This window comes from Nocardia sp. JCM 38205, from assembly GCF_058222935.1.
Genome location: NZ_JBYHFL010000004.1, coordinates 446,429 through 461,688 on the forward strand (window position 1 = coordinate 446,429; position 15,260 = coordinate 461,688).

Sequence of the window (15,260 nt, forward strand, 5' to 3'; positions counted from 1 at the left end):
AATGTGATGACGATCATTGCGATCGCACTGATCGCAATCGGATTGCTGGTGACCATCGCCATCTTCATCCGCAAGCCCGCCGAGCATCGCCGCGCCCACGTCACGGTGGCCGAATTGCAGGCCCGGCTCGCCGACGAATCCGGGCCCGAACATCTGCGCTCCGACGATGCGTCGGCGGCCTCCGAGCCGAGCGGAATCGGGGACGACGCCGGAGCCAACGCGGGGCCCGGGCACCGTCGACCCGGCACCGGCGAGGGCGACCGTGGCGACTCCGGTAGGCAGACGTCCACCGACACGGACGAGCAGGCACCTGCCGATCCCGACGGGACATCGCCGGGCGATGCCGAACTTGTCTCCGAGCCGAACACCCAGCCATCTCCCACACCGCCGACGGCCGACGCCGACGGCCCGGCCGCGGATTCACCCACCGCCGCCGACGACGACAAGCCCGGAGCGCACTGACGGCTGGACGATCCCCACAGCCGCGATTCCACCGTCGTGGGCGGCGACATGTTCGGCGCGAGGAATCAGGTCAGCGGTAGGTCCAGCGCCAGCCCTCGGCGGACAACGATGCCCGGTCTACCGCCGGCGCGAACCGGACAGCCCAACCGCTACCTACCGCTCAGGCCGCGACACTCTCCGGCCGCACCGTGTTCATCGGCGGACGGTCGGTCAGGCACACCTCGGTGCTGTGGGCGGTGAACTCGTCGCCGATCAACGGGAACTGGGTCAGCGCCGCACCGGAATCGCGGACGCCGCTGCGGCCGAGCACGGTGCCGAGGATCTGCCTGCTCATCACGCCGAGGTCGGCCAGCGGGCGATTGCGGTGGGTGCGCACGCCCAGGTTGACCTGGCCGATGGCGTCCAGGCCGAGCCGGTCGTAGGTGTCGAGCAGCAGCCCGATCTCCACGCCGTACCCGGGGGCGAACGGCACCGAGGTGAGCAGTTCCCTGGTGCCGGCGTATTCGCCGCCGAGCGGTTGCAGCACCTCCGAGAGGTCGGGGCGCAGCGCCGCCAGCAGCGGACGGGCCACCAGTTCGGTGACGCGGCCGCCGCCATGGGCCTCGACCGCGTCGCCCTGCCGCAGCGGCCTGCGGTAGTAGGCCTTGACCAGGTGCAGATCGTCCACCGTCAGCAGCGGGCCCAGCAGTTTGGGCACGAAGGCCGGATCGGGATCGATGAGGTCCGAGTCGACGAAGGCCACCAGGTCGCCGCTGGTCACCGCCAGCGAACGCCACAGCACCTCGCCCTTGCCCGGCACCGGATCGAGTTCCGGGACGGCCTGTTCCCGGCTGACCACCCGGGCGCCGGCCGCGCGGGCCCGCTCGGCGGTCGCGTCGGTGGAGCCGGAATCGAGCACCACCAGCTCGTCTACCAGACTGCCGAGCAGCGGCCGGATACTGGCCACCACCGCGGCAACGGTGTCCTGCTCGTTCAGCGCGGGCAGCACCACCGAGACGGTGCGGCCCGCCTTGGCGGCGACGAGTTCGTCTACCGCCCACTCCGGGGCATCCCAGGTATTCGTCATCGCCCAGCTGGGCTCACGGTGTTGGATGTTCATACCAGACCTCGCAGGGTTCGTGCGGGGGGCCGGATACCCTGTATCGCGGCAATCATGTCCACTACGCGCCGGGTCGCGGCGACTTCGTGGACGCGGAAGACTCGAGCGCCTGCCGCCGCCGACCATGCCGTTGCTGCCAATGTGCCCTCCAGCCGCTCGGTGAGATCGACACCAAGAGTCTCTCCGATGAAATCCTTGTTGGAGAGCGCCATCAAGACCGGCCATCCGGTATTTACAAGATCGTCGGCTCTACGCAACAGTTCGAGCCCGTGGTAGGTGTTCTTTCCGAAATCGTGGGTCGGGTCGATCAGGATCGAGTCGCGCCGCACCCCGGCGGCCAGCGCCGCCTCCGCCGCCCGCACCACCGTGGCGGTGACCTCGGTGACCACGTCGGAGTAGCGGACCCGGTGCGGTCTGGTGCGCGGTACGGCGCCGCCGGTATGGCTGCACACGATGCCCGCGCCCAGTTCGGCGGCGACCGCGACCAGATCGGGATCGGCGCCCGCCCAGGTGTCGTTGATCAGATCGGCGCCCTCGCCGATCGCTGTACGCCCCACCTCGGCGCGCCAGGTGTCGACGCTGATCAGCAGGTCCGGGTAGGCGGCGCGGATGGCGGCGACGAACGGGACCACCCGGCGGTTTTCCTCGGCGGCATCGACCACCTCGCCGGGCCCGGCTTTGACACCGCCGATATCGACCAGATCGGCGCCCTCGTCGACCGCGCGGGCCACGGCGTCCATGGCGGCGGCATCGGTGAAGGTGGCGCCCCGGTCGTAGAACGAGTCCGGGGTGCGGTTCACAATCGCCATGACCAGCGCCCGGTCCGTCGCCACCGGGCGTCCGCACAGGGTCGGCGACGGCGCGTCGGGGCGGAACATGGGGTCGACTGTACCGACTCGTGTAATAACCGGTTTCGGGCGCGGACCCCGGTCAGTCCCGGGGCGCGCGCCCGGTCGCCACATCGGCGGCGTAGCCCGGATAGGCCGGGATATAGCCGTCGGCGCGGCCGGCGAGGACGAACACGTCGGAATCATCGTCGGGCGAATACCCTTGTTTGCGCAGTTCTACCTTGCGGCTCTTGAACGTGGAGGTGGTCTCGAGTTCATCGACCACCCGGATGAACAGCGGCACCGCGTACCGCGGCAGCCGCTCATACGCCAGCTCGGCCAGCGCTGTTCCGTCGAATTCGGCGCCGGGTGCGAGGGTCACCGCCGCCATCCCGGCCTTGCCGTCGGTACCGGGGATGTCCACGCCGAATACCACGGCCTGGGAAATGGCCGGCGAGGCGCTCAGCGCCGCCTCGACCTCGGTGGTGGCCACGTTCTCGCCCTTCCAGCGGAAGGTATCGCCGAGCCGGTCGACGAAGGCGATATGGAACCAGCCCTGATCGCGCACCAGATCGCCGGTGTCGAACCAGACATCGCCAGGTCGGAAGCCGTCACGCACGAGTTTGGCCTCGGAGGCGGCCTCATCGGTGTAGCCGTCGAACGGCGTGCGGCCGGTGACCTTGGCCAGCAGCAGTCCGACGCCACCCGAACGCACGCGACGCAACCGGCCGTCCGGGCCGCGCTCGGGCTTTCCGGTGTCCTCGTCGTATTCCACGATGGCGTAGGGCAGCGGCCCGAAACCGGCGGTGCGGTCGACCCCGAAGGCGTTGACGAACGCGATATTGGCCTCGCTGGCGCCGTAGAACTCCACGACCCGCCCGATGCCGAAGCGCCGCCGGAATTCGTCCCACAGCTCCGGCCGCAGACCGTTGCCGACGGCCAGGCGCACCCGGTGCGTACGGTCGGTCGGCCGGGCCGGCTGGTTGAGCAGATACCGGCACAGTTCGCCGATGTAGATGAACGCGGTGGCGCGCTCGCCGATCACCTCGTCCCAGAAGCGGGATGCCGAGAACTGCCTGCCCAGCGCGAAGGTCGCACCGGCCGCAAGCACCGACGACAGCGCCACCGTGAGCGCGTTGTTGTGGTACAGCGGCAGACAGCAGTACATCGTGTCGTCACCGCGGAGCCGGACGCCGAGGCCACCGAGCCCGGACATGCTCTTGGACCAGCGCAGATGCGTCATCACGCTGGCCTTCGGCAGGCCGGTGGTGCCCGAGGTGAAGATCAGGAACGCCCGCTCCCCCGCGGTCACCTCCGCGCAGACCGGCGGATCGGACGGATCGCCGAGCTGGGCTTCGGCATGCAGATCCTCGGCGTACAGCAGCCGGGCCGGCGGCTCGGCCAGCGAATCGAGCGCCTCCTGGCATTCCGCACCGACGACGTTCACCACACTGCCGAGCAACCCGAAGCTGTGCGCGAGCACCCGATCGCGCTGATGGTGATTGAGCAGGCCGACGGTGGCGCCGAGCTTGACCGTGGCCAGCACCGTGAACAGGGTTTCCGGGCGGTTGGTCATCAGCACACCGACCACGTCACCGCGGCCGACGCCGTGCTCGGCCAGCACGCTCGCGTAGCGGTTCACCAGCGAATTGGCTGCGCCGTAGGTGTATTCGTGGCCCTCGAACCGCAGGAACGCCCGATGCGGATGACGGTGCGCCGCCCGCTGGAAATACCGGCCGACCGACGCCTTGTCACCGGGGCCGACCAGCATGCCGAAGGCATTGCGCAGCATGCCCGGCGCGTCCACCGCCATCCCGGGCAGGCTCTTGGCCAGGTCGAACACGCTGACGGTGGCGTCGTTGCGCACGGAATCAGTACTCCTCGATCGGATGCTGCTGGGCGGCAGCGGGATTGCCCACCGGCTCCGGAGTGCCGGGCTCTCGTCGCGCCGTACTCGGAACGAGTGCCTCGAATGCCTCGTCGAAGTCGGCGACGACGCGCACCCGATCCAGCGCGGGCTGCGGGACGAAACCGCGCGCGTGCAGCTCGTCCACCCAGGCGAACAACCCGCGGTAATGCCCGTCCGGATCCAGCACGACGACGGGTTTGTCGTGTACGCCGAGGTAGGCGCCGGTCCACGTCTCGAAGAATTCCTCTAGCGTGCCGATGCCGCCGGGCAGGGTGAGGAAGGCGTCGGCGCGGTCCTCCATCACCTGCTTGCGCTGGCGCATGGTGTCGGTGACGACGAGTTCGTCGGCGTCCACATCGGCCACCTCGCGGTGCACCAGATGCTTCGGGATCACGCCGATGGTGTTCGCGCCGCCGGCGCGGGCGGCCGTGGCCACCGCGCCCATCATCGACACGTGGCCGCCGCCGGACACCAATTGCCAACCGCGCCGGGCGATTTCGGTGCCGACCCGCGCCGCCAGCTCCAGCTGCGCGCCGTCGATGGTGCTGGCCGAGCAGTAGACGCAGACGGCGTAGGCGCGTTCGGCCGCGCTCACCACTTGTCCTCCGTGCCCATCGTTTCCAGATTCTCACGCTCGGCGGTGGCCTGCTCCAGAATGCGCACCACGTCCTCGACGCTGTCGGTGACGTAGAGCAGATCCACATCGCCCGGCGAGATCTTGCCCGCCCCCAGCAGCGAATCGCGGATCCAGTCCACCAGCCCGCCCCAGAACCTGGTGCCGAACAGGATGATCGGGAACCGGGTGATCTTGCGGGTCTGCACCAGCGTCAACGCCTCGAACAACTCGTCCATGGTGCCGAAACCGCCCGGCAGGCAGACGAATGCCTGCGAGTACTTGACGAACATGGTCTTACGGACGAAGAAGTAGCGGAAATTGATACCGAGATCGACCCATTCGTTGAGCCCCTGCTCGAACGGCAATTCGATACCGAGCCCGATCGAATAGCCGCCCGCCTCACACGCGCCCCGGTTGGCGGCCTCCATCGCGCCGGGCCCGCCGCCGGTGATCACCGCGAACCCGGCGTGCGCCAGCGCGGAACCGATGGCACGGGCGGCCTCGTATTCGGGATGATCGACCGGCGTACGCGCCGAACCGAACACCGACACCGCGCGCGGCACCTCGGCCAGCGCCCCGAAACCCTCCACGAACTCGGCCTGGATGCGCAGCACCCGCCACGGGTCGGTATGCACCCAATCGCTGTCGCCACGCCGATCCAGCAGATTCCGGTCGGCGGTGCCGACGCCGGGCTTGCGATCCCGGCGGAACATGATCGGCCCGCGGAATCTGGCTGTCGACTTCGGCTTGCTGTTGAGTGGCTCGGCGGCGTCGGTGGACATGGGGCTGAGTCTATTGGCGCCGCCTGCGGCGTCGCGGTTCGGTCTCGCTTCCCTCGAAAACGATGCTGACCAGCCTTTGCCTCGGTTCCGTCGGCCATCAGTGGCGGTCCGGCGGCGTCACGCAGCGCCGGTGAGATAGCTCCGCAGCATCGCCGTGACCTGGGTGATCTGGGCCAGCGGGACCCGCTCGTCACGTTTGTGCGCCAGGTTCGGATCGCCGGGGCCGAAGTTCACCGCGGGTACGCCACGGGCGGCGAACCGGGAGACGTCGGTCCAGCCGTACTTGGCGCGCACACCGGCGGCACCGTGCGCGTGCACGGTGGTGATCAAGTCCTTGGCCGCGGGGGCGGTGAGGCCGGGCAGCGCGCCGGGCGCCGCGTCGGTGACCTGGAAATCGAGCTCGAGACCGGCGAACACCTCGCGGACGTGCTCGGTGGCGTCGGCGACGCTGCGGTCGGGCGCGAACCGGAAGTTCACGTCGACCTCGGCGGCGTCGGGTACCACATTGCCCGCCACCCCACCGGCGACCCGCACCGCAGACAGACCCTCGCGGTACACACAGCCGTCGATATCGACCTGGCGCGCCCGGTAGTCGGACAGCCGCTGCAAGACCGGCGCCAACCGGTGGATGGCGTTGTCGCCCAGCCAGGCCCGCGCCGAATGCGCCCTGGTGCCCGCGGTGGCGAGCCGGACGCGCAAGGTGCCCTGGCAGCCGGCCTCGATCCAGCCGCCGGACGGCTCACCGAGGATCGCCAAGTCGCCGTCGAGCCATTCGGGGCGTTCCCGCTCGATCCGGGCCAGGCCATTGAACTCGGCGGCGATCTCCTCGCAGTCGTAGAAAATCAACGTCAGGTCGTGCGCGGGTTCGGCGACGGTCGCGGCCAGATGCAGGAACACCGCGTCACCGGATTTCATGTCCACGGTGCCGCAGCCGTACATCACCGGCTCGCCGTCCTCGGTGTCCATCCGGCTCGGCACATTGTCGGCGATCGGCACGGTATCCAGATGCCCGGCCAGCACCACGCGGGTCGGCAGGCCGCGATCGGTGCGCGCGAGCACCACATTGCCGTCGCGCACGATCTCGAAGCCGCTGGTCTGGGTCCGCAGCGCGGCCTCCACCGCGTCGGTGACGGCCAGCTCGTCCCTGGACACACTCGGGATGTCGACGAGGGCGGCGGTGAGGGCAATCGGGTCGGCGCGCAGATCGAGGGTCACCGGTTCAGGGTAGTCAGCGGGTCTCCGGCGGCAGCAGCGACGAGGCGCAGGCGCCGTGGGACGAGGCGAAGGCCCCGTCGACCGACGCGAAGGCCCCGTCGACCGACGCGAAGGCCCCGTCGACCGACGCGAAGGCGCCGTGGGGTCGACGCGAAGACGTTGGCGAGACAGTGCCGGCCCAGGGTGACTGGACGCCGACGCCGGGGCAAGTCGGTGCGACGGCGACAGGACGGCGGGCAGCTACCACGGGAACCGGCGACGGCCACGCACCGAATCACCCGCCGGGGATGCCGTGATCTGCGCGGCAGCCGGTGACGTGGCTGCACCACGGGAGCCGGACGGTCGGTAGGCTCTGCTGACGTGAGCATTCAGGGAGCAACTGCAGTCGGTATCGCCAATGTGACCGCGGACGGCACCGTCCTCGACACCTGGTTCCCGAATCCCCAGCTGGGTGAATTCGCCGAAACCGCGACCAAGCGGCTCGACGAGGTGCCCGCGGAATTCGCCGCGCTGGTCGGTCCCGACGAGGCCCGCGGCGTCGAGGTGATCGCGGTGCAGACCACCATCGCCGACCTGTCCTCCGCGCCCGTGGACGCGCACGACGTCTACCTGCGGCTGCATCTGCTCTCGCACCGGCTGGTTCGTCCGCACGAGGTGAGCCTGGAAGGCCAGTTCGGCCTGCTCAGCAATGTGGTGTGGACCAACCACGGCCCCGCGGCGGTTGAGGGTTTCGAGACCACCCGCGCCAAGCTGCGCGCCCGCGGCCCGGTGACCGTCTACAGCGTCGACAAGTTCCCGCGCATGGTCGACTATGTGGTGCCCTCCGGCGTGCGCATCGGTGACGCCGACCGCGTGCGCCTCGGCGCGCATCTGGCCTCGGGCACCACCGTCATGCACGAAGGCTTCGTCAACTTCAACGCAGGCACCCTCGGCGCCTCCATGGTCGAAGGCCGCATCTCCGCGGGCGTCGTGGTGGGTGACGGCTCCGACATCGGCGGCGGCGCCTCCACCATGGGCACCCTCTCCGGCGGCGGCACCACCGTCATCTCCATCGGCGAACGCTCCCTGCTCGGCGCCAACTCCGGCCTCGGCATCCCGCTCGGCGACGATTGCGTCCTCGAAGCCGGCCTCTACCTCACCGCGGGCACCAAGGTCACCACCCCCGACGGGACCACCGTCAAAGCCGCCCAGCTCAGCGGCCAGAACAACCTACTGTTCCGCCGCAACTCCGTCACCGGCGCCGTCGAGGTCGTGCACCGCAAGGGCACCGGCATCGAACTCAACGCGGACCTGCACGCCAACGACTGACCGCGGTCGCGCGGTAGCCGCCGGGGCACTCGCGGCAGGTCCTGTCGGCCGTGAGTCCCTGGGGCGACACCATCGATGTGCCCCACCAGGCGGCCGACAGCGCGCTGCTGGCCAAGTCGGTAACCGCGCTCGTTCGGCGCGGCGCCGCATCAGCCGAGCAGCTTCTTCTGCACCTTGCCCATCGCGTTCCGCGGCAACGTGTCCACGATGCGGATTTCGCGGGGGCGTTTGTGGATGGAGAGTTGCTGGGCGACGTGGTCGATGAGGTCGGGTTCGGCCGGTGCTTCCATACCGGCGCGAGGCACGACGAAGGCGACGATGCGTTGGCCGAGGTCGGGGTCGGGGAGGCCGACGACGGCGGCTTCGGCGACGGCGGGGTGGCCGAGGAGGGTGGTCTCGACTTCGCCGGCGCCGATGCGGAAGCCGCCGGATTTGATGAGGTCGACCGATTCGCGGCCGACGATGCGGTGGAAGCCATCCGGGGCGATGACGGCGACGTCGCCCGTGCGGAACCAGCCGTCTTCTGTCCAACAGCCGGACGTCGCGTCCGGCCGGTTGAGGTAACCGTCGAACAGCATCGGCCCGCGGACCTGGAGTCCGCCGATGCTTTCACCGTCGTGTGGGACGGGGGCGCCGGATTCGTCGCGCAGCCGGGTTTCCACACCGCGCACGGGCAGGCCGACCCAGCCGGGGCGGCGTTCGCCGTCGGCGCGGGTGGACAGGGTGATCATGGTTTCGCTCATGCCGTAGCGCTCGACGGGCGCGTGGCCGGTGAGTTCGGCGAGGCGTTCGAAGACCGGCACGGGCAGCGGTGCGCTGCCGGAGACCAGCAGCCGCGCGTCGGCCAATTGCTTCGCCGCGTCCGGGTTTTCCGCGATGCGTGACCACACCGTCGGCACCCCGAAGTACAGGGTGCCGCGAGCGGCGGCGTAGGCCTCCGGCGTCGGCTTGCCGGTGTGGACGAGCGGGCTGCCGACCCGGAGCGCGCCGAGCACACCGAGGATGAGCCCGTGCACGTGAAACAGCGGAAGTCCGTGCACCAGAACGTCGTCGGCGGTCCACGACCAGGCTTCGGCGAGGGCGTCCAGACCCGCGGCGATGGCGCCGCGACTGAGCATCACACCCTTGGGCAGGCCGGTGGTGCCGGAGGTGTAGAGCACGAAAGCCGTTGCCGCCGGGTCGGGTTCGGGATAGGTGTGCCACGACCTGGCATGCAACCGGACCGGGACCACCGGAAGGTCGGTACCCTCCGGCGCTTCGCCGAGCCAGGCCTGCGCACCGGAATCGGCCAGGATATGGGCGGATTCGGCGGCGCCGGCATCCGGTGGCACCGGCACGACCGTCACGCCGGCGATCAGGCAGCCGACCACCGCCAGCACGGTGGTCGCGGTGGGCCGGGCCAGCACCGCCACCCGGTCGGCGCGGGCGATGCGCTCGGCCACCGACGTCGCGGCGCCGAGCAGATCGCTGCGCGAGAGGGTGACGCCGTCGATGGTGACGGCATCCGGGATATCCGCGCCCGCGGCGACGGCGAGCGGGTCCAGGGAGCGGAGCAGCAGCGGCGGACCGTAGGGCATCCGCTCACGCTACCGCGCCCGGTCCGAGCGACGCGCCCGGAGGAGGTCGGCGTCAGCACCGATGCACCGGGAGGGCCGCCCGAACCCACGGGTCCGGAGCAGGCAGCTCGCCCAGCAAGGCATCGGGAGCGACGCCCGCGTGCGCGGCGGGCGGCAGAAGCCGGCGGAGCGTCACCACAGCGGGCGGCGAAGCGTTGCCAACCCGATCCCGCGATGGGCCGGGCACCGTTGACACCCCCGATGACGCGGTGAGAAAGTAGTTGTACAACCTTCTCAACGGCGAGACGGGGTCCACGATGACCAGCACTTCGCGCGCGAGCATCGACTCGCGCACCGGCGAATTCGATATCCGCCGCCATATCGACGGTTCCGCCGCGCTCTTCGGCGCCGCCGCCAACGTCATCATGCAGCTGAGCCACCCGGCCGTCGGTTACGGCGTGCTGGAGAGCCCGGTGGACAGCGGCAAGATCCTGCTTCATCCGGTCAAGCGAACGCGCACCACGCTCACCTATCTGGCCGTGGCGATGCTGGGTAGCGAGGACGAACGCGCCGCCTACCGCGCGGCCGTCAACGGCTCACATCGCCCGGTGCGCTCGACCAAGTCCAGTCCCGTGCAGTACAACGCCTTCGATCCGCGCCTGCAACTGTGGGTGGCAGCCTGCCTGTACTGGGGCGGGCGCGATCTGCACGACCGTCTGCACGGCCCGATGGACGACGCCGCCGCCGACGCCTTCTACCGCCACGCCGCCCGGTTCGGCACCACCCTCCAGATGCCGGAACACCTGTGGCCGCCCGATCGCGCCGCCTTCGAGCGGTACTGGACCGAGAACCTGGCCGCCACCTCCATCGATCCGCCGGTGCGTGCGATGTTGAACGCCATCGTCGACCTGAAGATGTTCCCGCGGCCGATGCGGTTGCCCGCGGTGCTGCGCTTCCACCGCTTCGTCACCGCCGGGCTGCTGCCGCCGCATCTGCGCGAACAGATGGGCATGTGCTGGAGCGAGCAGGATGAGCGCAGGCTCGGCCGTTTCCTGCGCGGGGTCGGCGCGATCGAAGCCCGGCTTCCGGTGGCGGTGAAGACGTTCCCGGTCAACGCTTTTCTGGCCGATATGCGGCTGCGCCGCCGCCTGGGGAGGCCGCTGGTCTGAGCGTTCAGGGAATTCGGAACGACACCACCACGTGGTCGCGGGCGAATTCCCGCGCCGCCGCATCGTCATCGAGCGGGATCACCGTCTGCGGAGTGAGCGCCAGCGACAGCGCGGTTCTGGCGATCATCTCCGCCAGCGGTAGCGGGTCGTAGTCGGGCAGTTTGCCTTCACGCTGCAATCGGGTGATGAACTCCGCGACGTAATCGCGGCCGAGTTCGATCACCGGCGCACCCTTCACCGTCAGGTACGGCAACACGATCTCGGGTTCGGTCTGCAACAGCCGATCCAGCAGCTTGTTGCTGCGCAGGCCGGCGAGAAAGGCCACGAACAGCTCGACGATCTGATCCTCGGCGCCGGCGGCGCGCTCGATCTGGCGCTGCACCGCGGCGTCGACGCCGTCGATGAATTCGCGCGTCTGCTGTAACCCGACGGCTTGGATGAGGTCGGTCTTGCCCGCGAACCGCCGGTACAGCGTCGCCAGCGACAGTCCGCCGCGCCGCGCCACCTCACCCATGCTGGTGCGTTTGATGCCGAAGTCCAGGAACGCCAGCAGGGCCGCGGACAGCACGGTTTGATCCTGATCCTTGCGCTGGGTACGCACCAGCGGCAGCAGATCGGCCAGCGCCGCCATATCGGCACCTCCGCGAGAGTCGGCGAAACAATGACTGACCAAGCATTGCACAGTTTCATCGTCGATTGACACATAAGGTGAGCGAGTGAGAAGGTTTCCGCGTAACCTTCTCATCGGAAGTGAGGTCAACGATGACCGCTGTCGCGCCCGCCACCACCGGCGGACCCGTCCCGGCGCCACCGGCGGACTTCGTCGTCGAGGACTACATCGACGGCGTCTCCGCCTTCCTCGGCGGCACCGCCAACGTCATCATGCAGCTGGGCCTGCGCCCGGTCGCCTACGGCGTGCTGGAAAGCGATGTCGACAGCGGCAAGGTGATGGTGCATCCGCTCAAGCGGCTGCGCACCACGCTCACCTACCTCGCGGTCGCGATGATGGGCAGCGAGGCCGAACGCGCCGCCTACCGCGAGGCCGTCAACGGCTCGCACCGCAGCATCCGGTCCAAGCCGTCGAGCCCGGTGAAGTACAACGCCTTCGACCCGAACCTGCAACTGTGGGTGGCGGCCTGCCTGTACTGGGGCTTCGCCGACATGCTCGACAAACTGCGCGGCGGCATCGACGAGGACGCCGCGGACGCCTTCTATCAGCACAGCGTGCGCCTGGGCGCCACCCTCCAGATGCGTCCGGAGATGTGGCCCGCCGATCGCGCGGCCTTCGCCGAATACTGGGAGACCAACCTGGCCGCCACCGCGATCGACCCGGTGGTGCGCGACTATTTCAACGATCTGATCGACCTGAAGATGATGCCGCGGGTGGTGCAGGTGCTGTTCGCGCGGTTCCAGCGTTTCGTGGTCACCGGTGTGCTGCCGTGGCATCTGCGCCGGGAGATGGGCATGCGCTGGTCGGCGCGGGACCAGCGGCGTTTCGATCGGCTGATGCGGCTCATCGGCGCGATCGTCACCCGGCTGCCCGAGCCCGCCAGGATGTTCCCGTTGAACTTCTATCTCTGGGATCTACGCCGCCGCATGCGCAAGGGCCTGCCGCTGGTGTGAGCGGCCCGTGTCGCCGGCCGGTCAGCGTCCGGCCAGGGCGCGCAGGAAGAAGCCGAGGTTGGCCGGCCGCTCGGCCAGCCTGCGCATGAGATAGCCATACCACTGGTCGCCGTAGGGCACGTACACCCGCATGGTGTTCCCGGCGGCGGCGATCCTGGCCTGTTCGTCCTCGCGGATGCCGTAGAGCATCTGATATTCGACATCACCCGCACCGCGCCCGGTGTCGGCCAGCAGCCAGTCGGCGGCGGCGATCATCTCCGGATCGTGCGAGGCCACCATCGGATAGCCCTCGCCGCGCATGAGCACATCGAGGCAGCGCCGATAGGAGGCGTCGACCTCGTCGCGGTGCTGATAGGCCACCTCTTCCGGTTCTCGATAGGCACCCTTGCACAACCGGATCCGCGAACCGGGGCCGGCGAAATCCCGGCAGTCGGCCTCGGTGCGGCGCAGATAGGCCTGCAATACCGTGCCGAGCCACGGGAACTCCTCGCGCAGTTCGGACACGGTCGCCAGGGTGGCATCGGTGGTGGTGTGGTCCTCGGCGTCGACGGTGACCCAGATGCCCGACTGCACCGCTTTGGTGCACAACGTCCGCAGATTCTCGGTGGCAATGGCTGGTCCGTCATCGGGCAGCGCCTGCCCCAGCGCCGACAGTTTCACCGATACCTCGAGCGGCGCCGCACCCGTGGGACCGAGCGAAACATCCAGTGCGGACAGGTCGTTGAGCAGCGACAGATACTCCGCGACCGCCGCGTCGGCCTGCGCGCGGTCGGTGGTGTTCTCGCCGAGATAGTCCACGCTCACCGCGCGCCCGCTCGCGAGCAGCTGCCTGGCCACCGGGATCAGCTCGGCCCTGGTCTCCCCCGCCACGAATCGCCGCACGATGTCCGCGGTCACCGGCGTGCCGGTGACCAGCCGTTTCAGCCGCGGCGACCCGGCAGCGGCGAGGATGGCGGGCCGTAGCGGATTCACGCCTGCTGTCCCATATGCGGGTACCGGTGATCGTCGGGTGGGACGAAGGTCTCCTTGATCACTCGCGGCGCGACCCAGCGCAGCAGGTTCAGCGGCGAGCCGGCCTTGTCGTCGGTGCCGGAGGCGCGCGCCCCGCCGAAGGGCTGCTGCCCGACGACCGCGCCGGTGGGCTTGTCGTTGACGTAGAAGTTGCCCGCCGCGAACCGCAACGCCGCCGACGCCTGCTCGATGGCATGCCGGTCCTGGGCGAACACCGCGCCGGTCAGCGCGTAGGGCGCCGCCGACTCCACCTCCGACAGGATCGACGAATAGGCGCCGGGCTCGCCGTCGTCGTAGACGTGCACCGACAGGATCGGGCCGAAATACTCTGTGGTGAAGGCCTCATCGCGCGGATCGTCGGCCAGCAGCACCGTCGGCCGGACGAACCAGCCCTCACTATCGTCGTAGCCGCCGCCGACCGGGATGCTCAGCCCGGCCGAGCGGGCGCGTTCGATGGCGGCCACGCTCTTGTCGTAGGCGCGCCGATCGATCAGCGCGCCACCGAAATTGGACAGATCGGCGACGTCACCGTAGGCGAGGTTCCGGGTCAGATCCAGGAAGTCGTCGCCCATCTGCCGCCACAGGGAACGGGGCAGATAGGCGCGGGAGGCCGCCGAACACTTCTGGCCCTGATATTCGTAGGCCCCGCGGACGAGCGCGGTGGTCAGGGCCGCGGGATCGGCCGAGGCATGCGCGACGATGAAATCCTTACCGCCGGTCTCCCCCACCAACCGCGGATAGCCGTGGTACTTGCCGATATTCGCGCCGACCTGACGCCACAGGAACTGGAAGGTCGTGGTGGAGCCCGTGAAGTGGATGCCGGCCAGCCGCGGGTCGGCCAGCGCCACCTCCGACAGATCGACGCCGTCGCCGGTGACCATATTGATCACCCCGGGCGGCAGACCCGCCGCTTCCAGCAACCGCATCGTGTAATACGCGGCCAGCGTCTGGGTGGGCGACGGCTTCCACACCACGGTATTGCCCATGAGCGCCGGCGCGGTAGGCAGATTGCCCGCGATGGCGGTGAAGTTGAACGGGGTGATGGCGTAGACGAAACCCTCGAGCGGCCGGTAGTCCATCCGGTTCCACACACCCGCGCTGGATCGGGGTTGCTGTTCGAGGATCTCGCGCGCGAAGGCGACGTTGAACCGCCAGAAATCGATCAGCTCGCACGGGGCATCGATCTCGGCCTGCTGCACCGATTTCGACTGGCCGAGCATGGTGGCGGCGGCGATGGTTTCCCGCCACGGCCCGGACAGCAGATCGGCCGCGCGCAGCAGCACCGCCGCGCGTTCGTCGAACGGCAGCGCGCGCCAGCCGGGTGCGGCGGCGATGGCGGCATCGATGGCGCCGCTCGCTTCGGAATGGGTGGTATCGGTGTAGGTGCCCAGGATCTGGCGGTGCCGGTGCGGGGCGACGATCTCGTGCCTCGCGCCGACGCCCGGCCGGTGCTTACCGCCGATCACCAGCGGTATCTCGACTCTCTCGGCGGAGATGGCGGCCAGCTTGCTCGCCAGCCGCTCCCGCTCGGGACTGCCCGGTGCGTAGCTGTGCACCGGCTCGTTCGCAGGGGCAGGGACAACCGTGACAGCGTCCATAACCCAGGCTAACTCCGGTGTGGCGCGTGGCGCAGAAACCACGCCCACCTGCACCGAAGCAGTTTGCCGGTGGTGCGGGGAGCAG

14 protein-coding genes are annotated in these 15,260 nt (G+C 69.4%); 4 read left to right on the forward strand and 10 right to left on the reverse strand.

Annotation, left to right across the window (positions count from 1 at the left end; translation table 11 throughout):
• The first annotated feature begins 6 nt into the window (after positions 1–6).
• Positions 7–462 carry a hypothetical protein gene (locus AC4HOU_RS17610; protein ID WP_490724769.1) on the forward strand — a complete coding sequence of 152 codons (456 nt, stop codon included), beginning with the start codon at positions 7–9 and terminating at the stop codon, positions 460–462.
• Between the two features lie 160 nt (positions 463–622).
• Here the strand turns inward: AC4HOU_RS17610 and AC4HOU_RS17615 are convergent, their stop codons facing one another.
• The 6 genes from AC4HOU_RS17615 to dapE form a co-directional block, all read right to left on the reverse strand.
• On the reverse strand, positions 623–1,561 hold the full coding sequence (locus tag AC4HOU_RS17615; RefSeq protein WP_163809202.1) for a glucosyl-3-phosphoglycerate synthase: 939 nt from the start codon (positions 1,559–1,561) through the stop codon (positions 623–625).
• Complete coding sequence (gene folP, locus AC4HOU_RS17620) at positions 1,558–2,439, reverse strand: dihydropteroate synthase (protein WP_490724770.1); 882 nt, start codon at positions 2,437–2,439, stop codon at positions 1,558–1,560. The genes AC4HOU_RS17615 and folP overlap by 4 nt, the downstream gene beginning before the upstream one ends.
• Before the next feature lie 52 nt (positions 2,440–2,491).
• Positions 2,492–4,255, reverse strand: a complete 1,764-nt coding sequence (locus AC4HOU_RS17625; protein ID WP_490724771.1) for a long-chain-acyl-CoA synthetase — start codon at positions 4,253–4,255, stop codon at positions 2,492–2,494.
• A 4-nt stretch (positions 4,256–4,259) separates the two neighbouring features.
• The gene (locus AC4HOU_RS17630) at positions 4,260–4,892 is read right to left on the reverse strand and encodes an LOG family protein (RefSeq protein ID WP_194990736.1); all 633 of its coding nucleotides are present in this window, start codon (positions 4,890–4,892) and stop codon (positions 4,260–4,262) included.
• Positions 4,889–5,695 carry an LOG family protein gene (locus AC4HOU_RS17635; RefSeq protein ID WP_163809192.1) on the reverse strand — a complete coding sequence of 269 codons (807 nt, stop codon included), beginning with the start codon at positions 5,693–5,695 and terminating at the stop codon, positions 4,889–4,891. The genes AC4HOU_RS17630 and AC4HOU_RS17635 overlap by 4 nt, the downstream gene beginning before the upstream one ends.
• 117 nt (positions 5,696–5,812) lie before the next feature.
• Positions 5,813–6,910 carry a succinyl-diaminopimelate desuccinylase gene (dapE, locus tag AC4HOU_RS17640; protein ID WP_194990735.1) on the reverse strand — a complete coding sequence of 366 codons (1,098 nt, stop codon included), beginning with the start codon at positions 6,908–6,910 and terminating at the stop codon, positions 5,813–5,815.
• Positions 6,911–7,270: 360 nt separating this feature from the next.
• Here dapE and dapD point away from each other — a divergent pair, with 360 nt between their 5' ends.
• Positions 7,271–8,218 (forward strand): 2,3,4,5-tetrahydropyridine-2,6-dicarboxylate N-succinyltransferase, encoded by a 948-nt coding sequence (gene dapD, locus AC4HOU_RS17645; RefSeq protein WP_194990734.1) that lies wholly within the window; start codon positions 7,271–7,273, stop codon positions 8,216–8,218.
• A 149-nt stretch (positions 8,219–8,367) separates the two neighbouring features.
• Here the strand turns inward: dapD and AC4HOU_RS17650 are convergent, their stop codons facing one another.
• Positions 8,368–9,795 carry an acyl-CoA synthetase gene (locus tag AC4HOU_RS17650; protein WP_490724772.1) on the reverse strand — a complete coding sequence of 476 codons (1,428 nt, stop codon included), beginning with the start codon at positions 9,793–9,795 and terminating at the stop codon, positions 8,368–8,370.
• Positions 9,796–10,091: 296 nt separating this feature from the next.
• Here AC4HOU_RS17650 and AC4HOU_RS17655 point away from each other — a divergent pair, with 296 nt between their 5' ends.
• The gene (locus AC4HOU_RS17655) at positions 10,092–10,943 is read left to right on the forward strand and encodes an oxygenase MpaB family protein (RefSeq protein WP_490724773.1); all 852 of its coding nucleotides are present in this window, start codon (positions 10,092–10,094) and stop codon (positions 10,941–10,943) included.
• Between the two features lie 4 nt (positions 10,944–10,947).
• Here AC4HOU_RS17655 and AC4HOU_RS17660 read toward each other — a convergent pair whose 3' ends face one another.
• Positions 10,948–11,574 carry a TetR/AcrR family transcriptional regulator gene (locus AC4HOU_RS17660; protein ID WP_194990729.1) on the reverse strand — a complete coding sequence of 209 codons (627 nt, stop codon included), beginning with the start codon at positions 11,572–11,574 and terminating at the stop codon, positions 10,948–10,950.
• Between the two features lie 131 nt (positions 11,575–11,705).
• Between AC4HOU_RS17660 and AC4HOU_RS17665 the strand changes: the two genes are divergently transcribed.
• On the forward strand, positions 11,706–12,566 hold the full coding sequence (locus AC4HOU_RS17665) for an oxygenase MpaB family protein (RefSeq protein ID WP_163809187.1): 861 nt from the start codon (positions 11,706–11,708) through the stop codon (positions 12,564–12,566).
• 21 nt (positions 12,567–12,587) lie between these two features.
• On the opposite strand, the gene AC4HOU_RS17670 is transcribed toward AC4HOU_RS17665, so the two are convergent.
• Positions 12,588–13,538 carry a proline dehydrogenase family protein gene (locus AC4HOU_RS17670; RefSeq protein ID WP_163809186.1) on the reverse strand — a complete coding sequence of 317 codons (951 nt, stop codon included), beginning with the start codon at positions 13,536–13,538 and terminating at the stop codon, positions 12,588–12,590.
• Positions 13,535–15,175 (reverse strand): L-glutamate gamma-semialdehyde dehydrogenase, encoded by a 1,641-nt coding sequence (gene pruA, locus AC4HOU_RS17675; protein ID WP_490724774.1) that lies wholly within the window; start codon positions 15,173–15,175, stop codon positions 13,535–13,537. Before pruA ends, AC4HOU_RS17670 begins: the two co-directional genes overlap by 4 nt.
• Between the last annotated feature and the right edge of the window lie 85 nt (positions 15,176–15,260).

Excerpts from the sequence above, each read along its gene's own strand:
- AC4HOU_RS17610 (WP_490724769.1), top strand. The coding sequence starts at position 7 with ATGACGATCATTGCGATCGCACTGATCGCAATCGGATTGCTGGTGACC.
- AC4HOU_RS17615 (WP_163809202.1), bottom strand. The coding sequence starts at position 1,561 with ATGAACATCCAACACCGTGAGCCCAGCTGGGCGATGACGAATACCTGG.
- folP (WP_490724770.1), bottom strand. The coding sequence starts at position 2,439 with ATGTTCCGCCCCGACGCGCCGTCGCCGACCCTGTGCGGACGCCCGGTG.
- AC4HOU_RS17635 (WP_163809192.1), bottom strand. The coding sequence starts at position 5,695 with ATGTCCACCGACGCCGCCGAGCCACTCAACAGCAAGCCGAAGTCGACA.
- AC4HOU_RS17650 (WP_490724772.1), bottom strand. The coding sequence starts at position 9,795 with ATGCCCTACGGTCCGCCGCTGCTGCTCCGCTCCCTGGACCCGCTCGCC.
- AC4HOU_RS17655 (WP_490724773.1), top strand. The coding sequence starts at position 10,092 with ATGACCAGCACTTCGCGCGCGAGCATCGACTCGCGCACCGGCGAATTC.
- AC4HOU_RS17660 (WP_194990729.1), bottom strand. The coding sequence starts at position 11,574 with ATGGCGGCGCTGGCCGATCTGCTGCCGCTGGTGCGTACCCAGCGCAAG.
- AC4HOU_RS17665 (WP_163809187.1), top strand. The coding sequence starts at position 11,706 with ATGACCGCTGTCGCGCCCGCCACCACCGGCGGACCCGTCCCGGCGCCA.
- pruA (WP_490724774.1), bottom strand. The coding sequence starts at position 15,175 with ATGGACGCTGTCACGGTTGTCCCTGCCCCTGCGAACGAGCCGGTGCAC.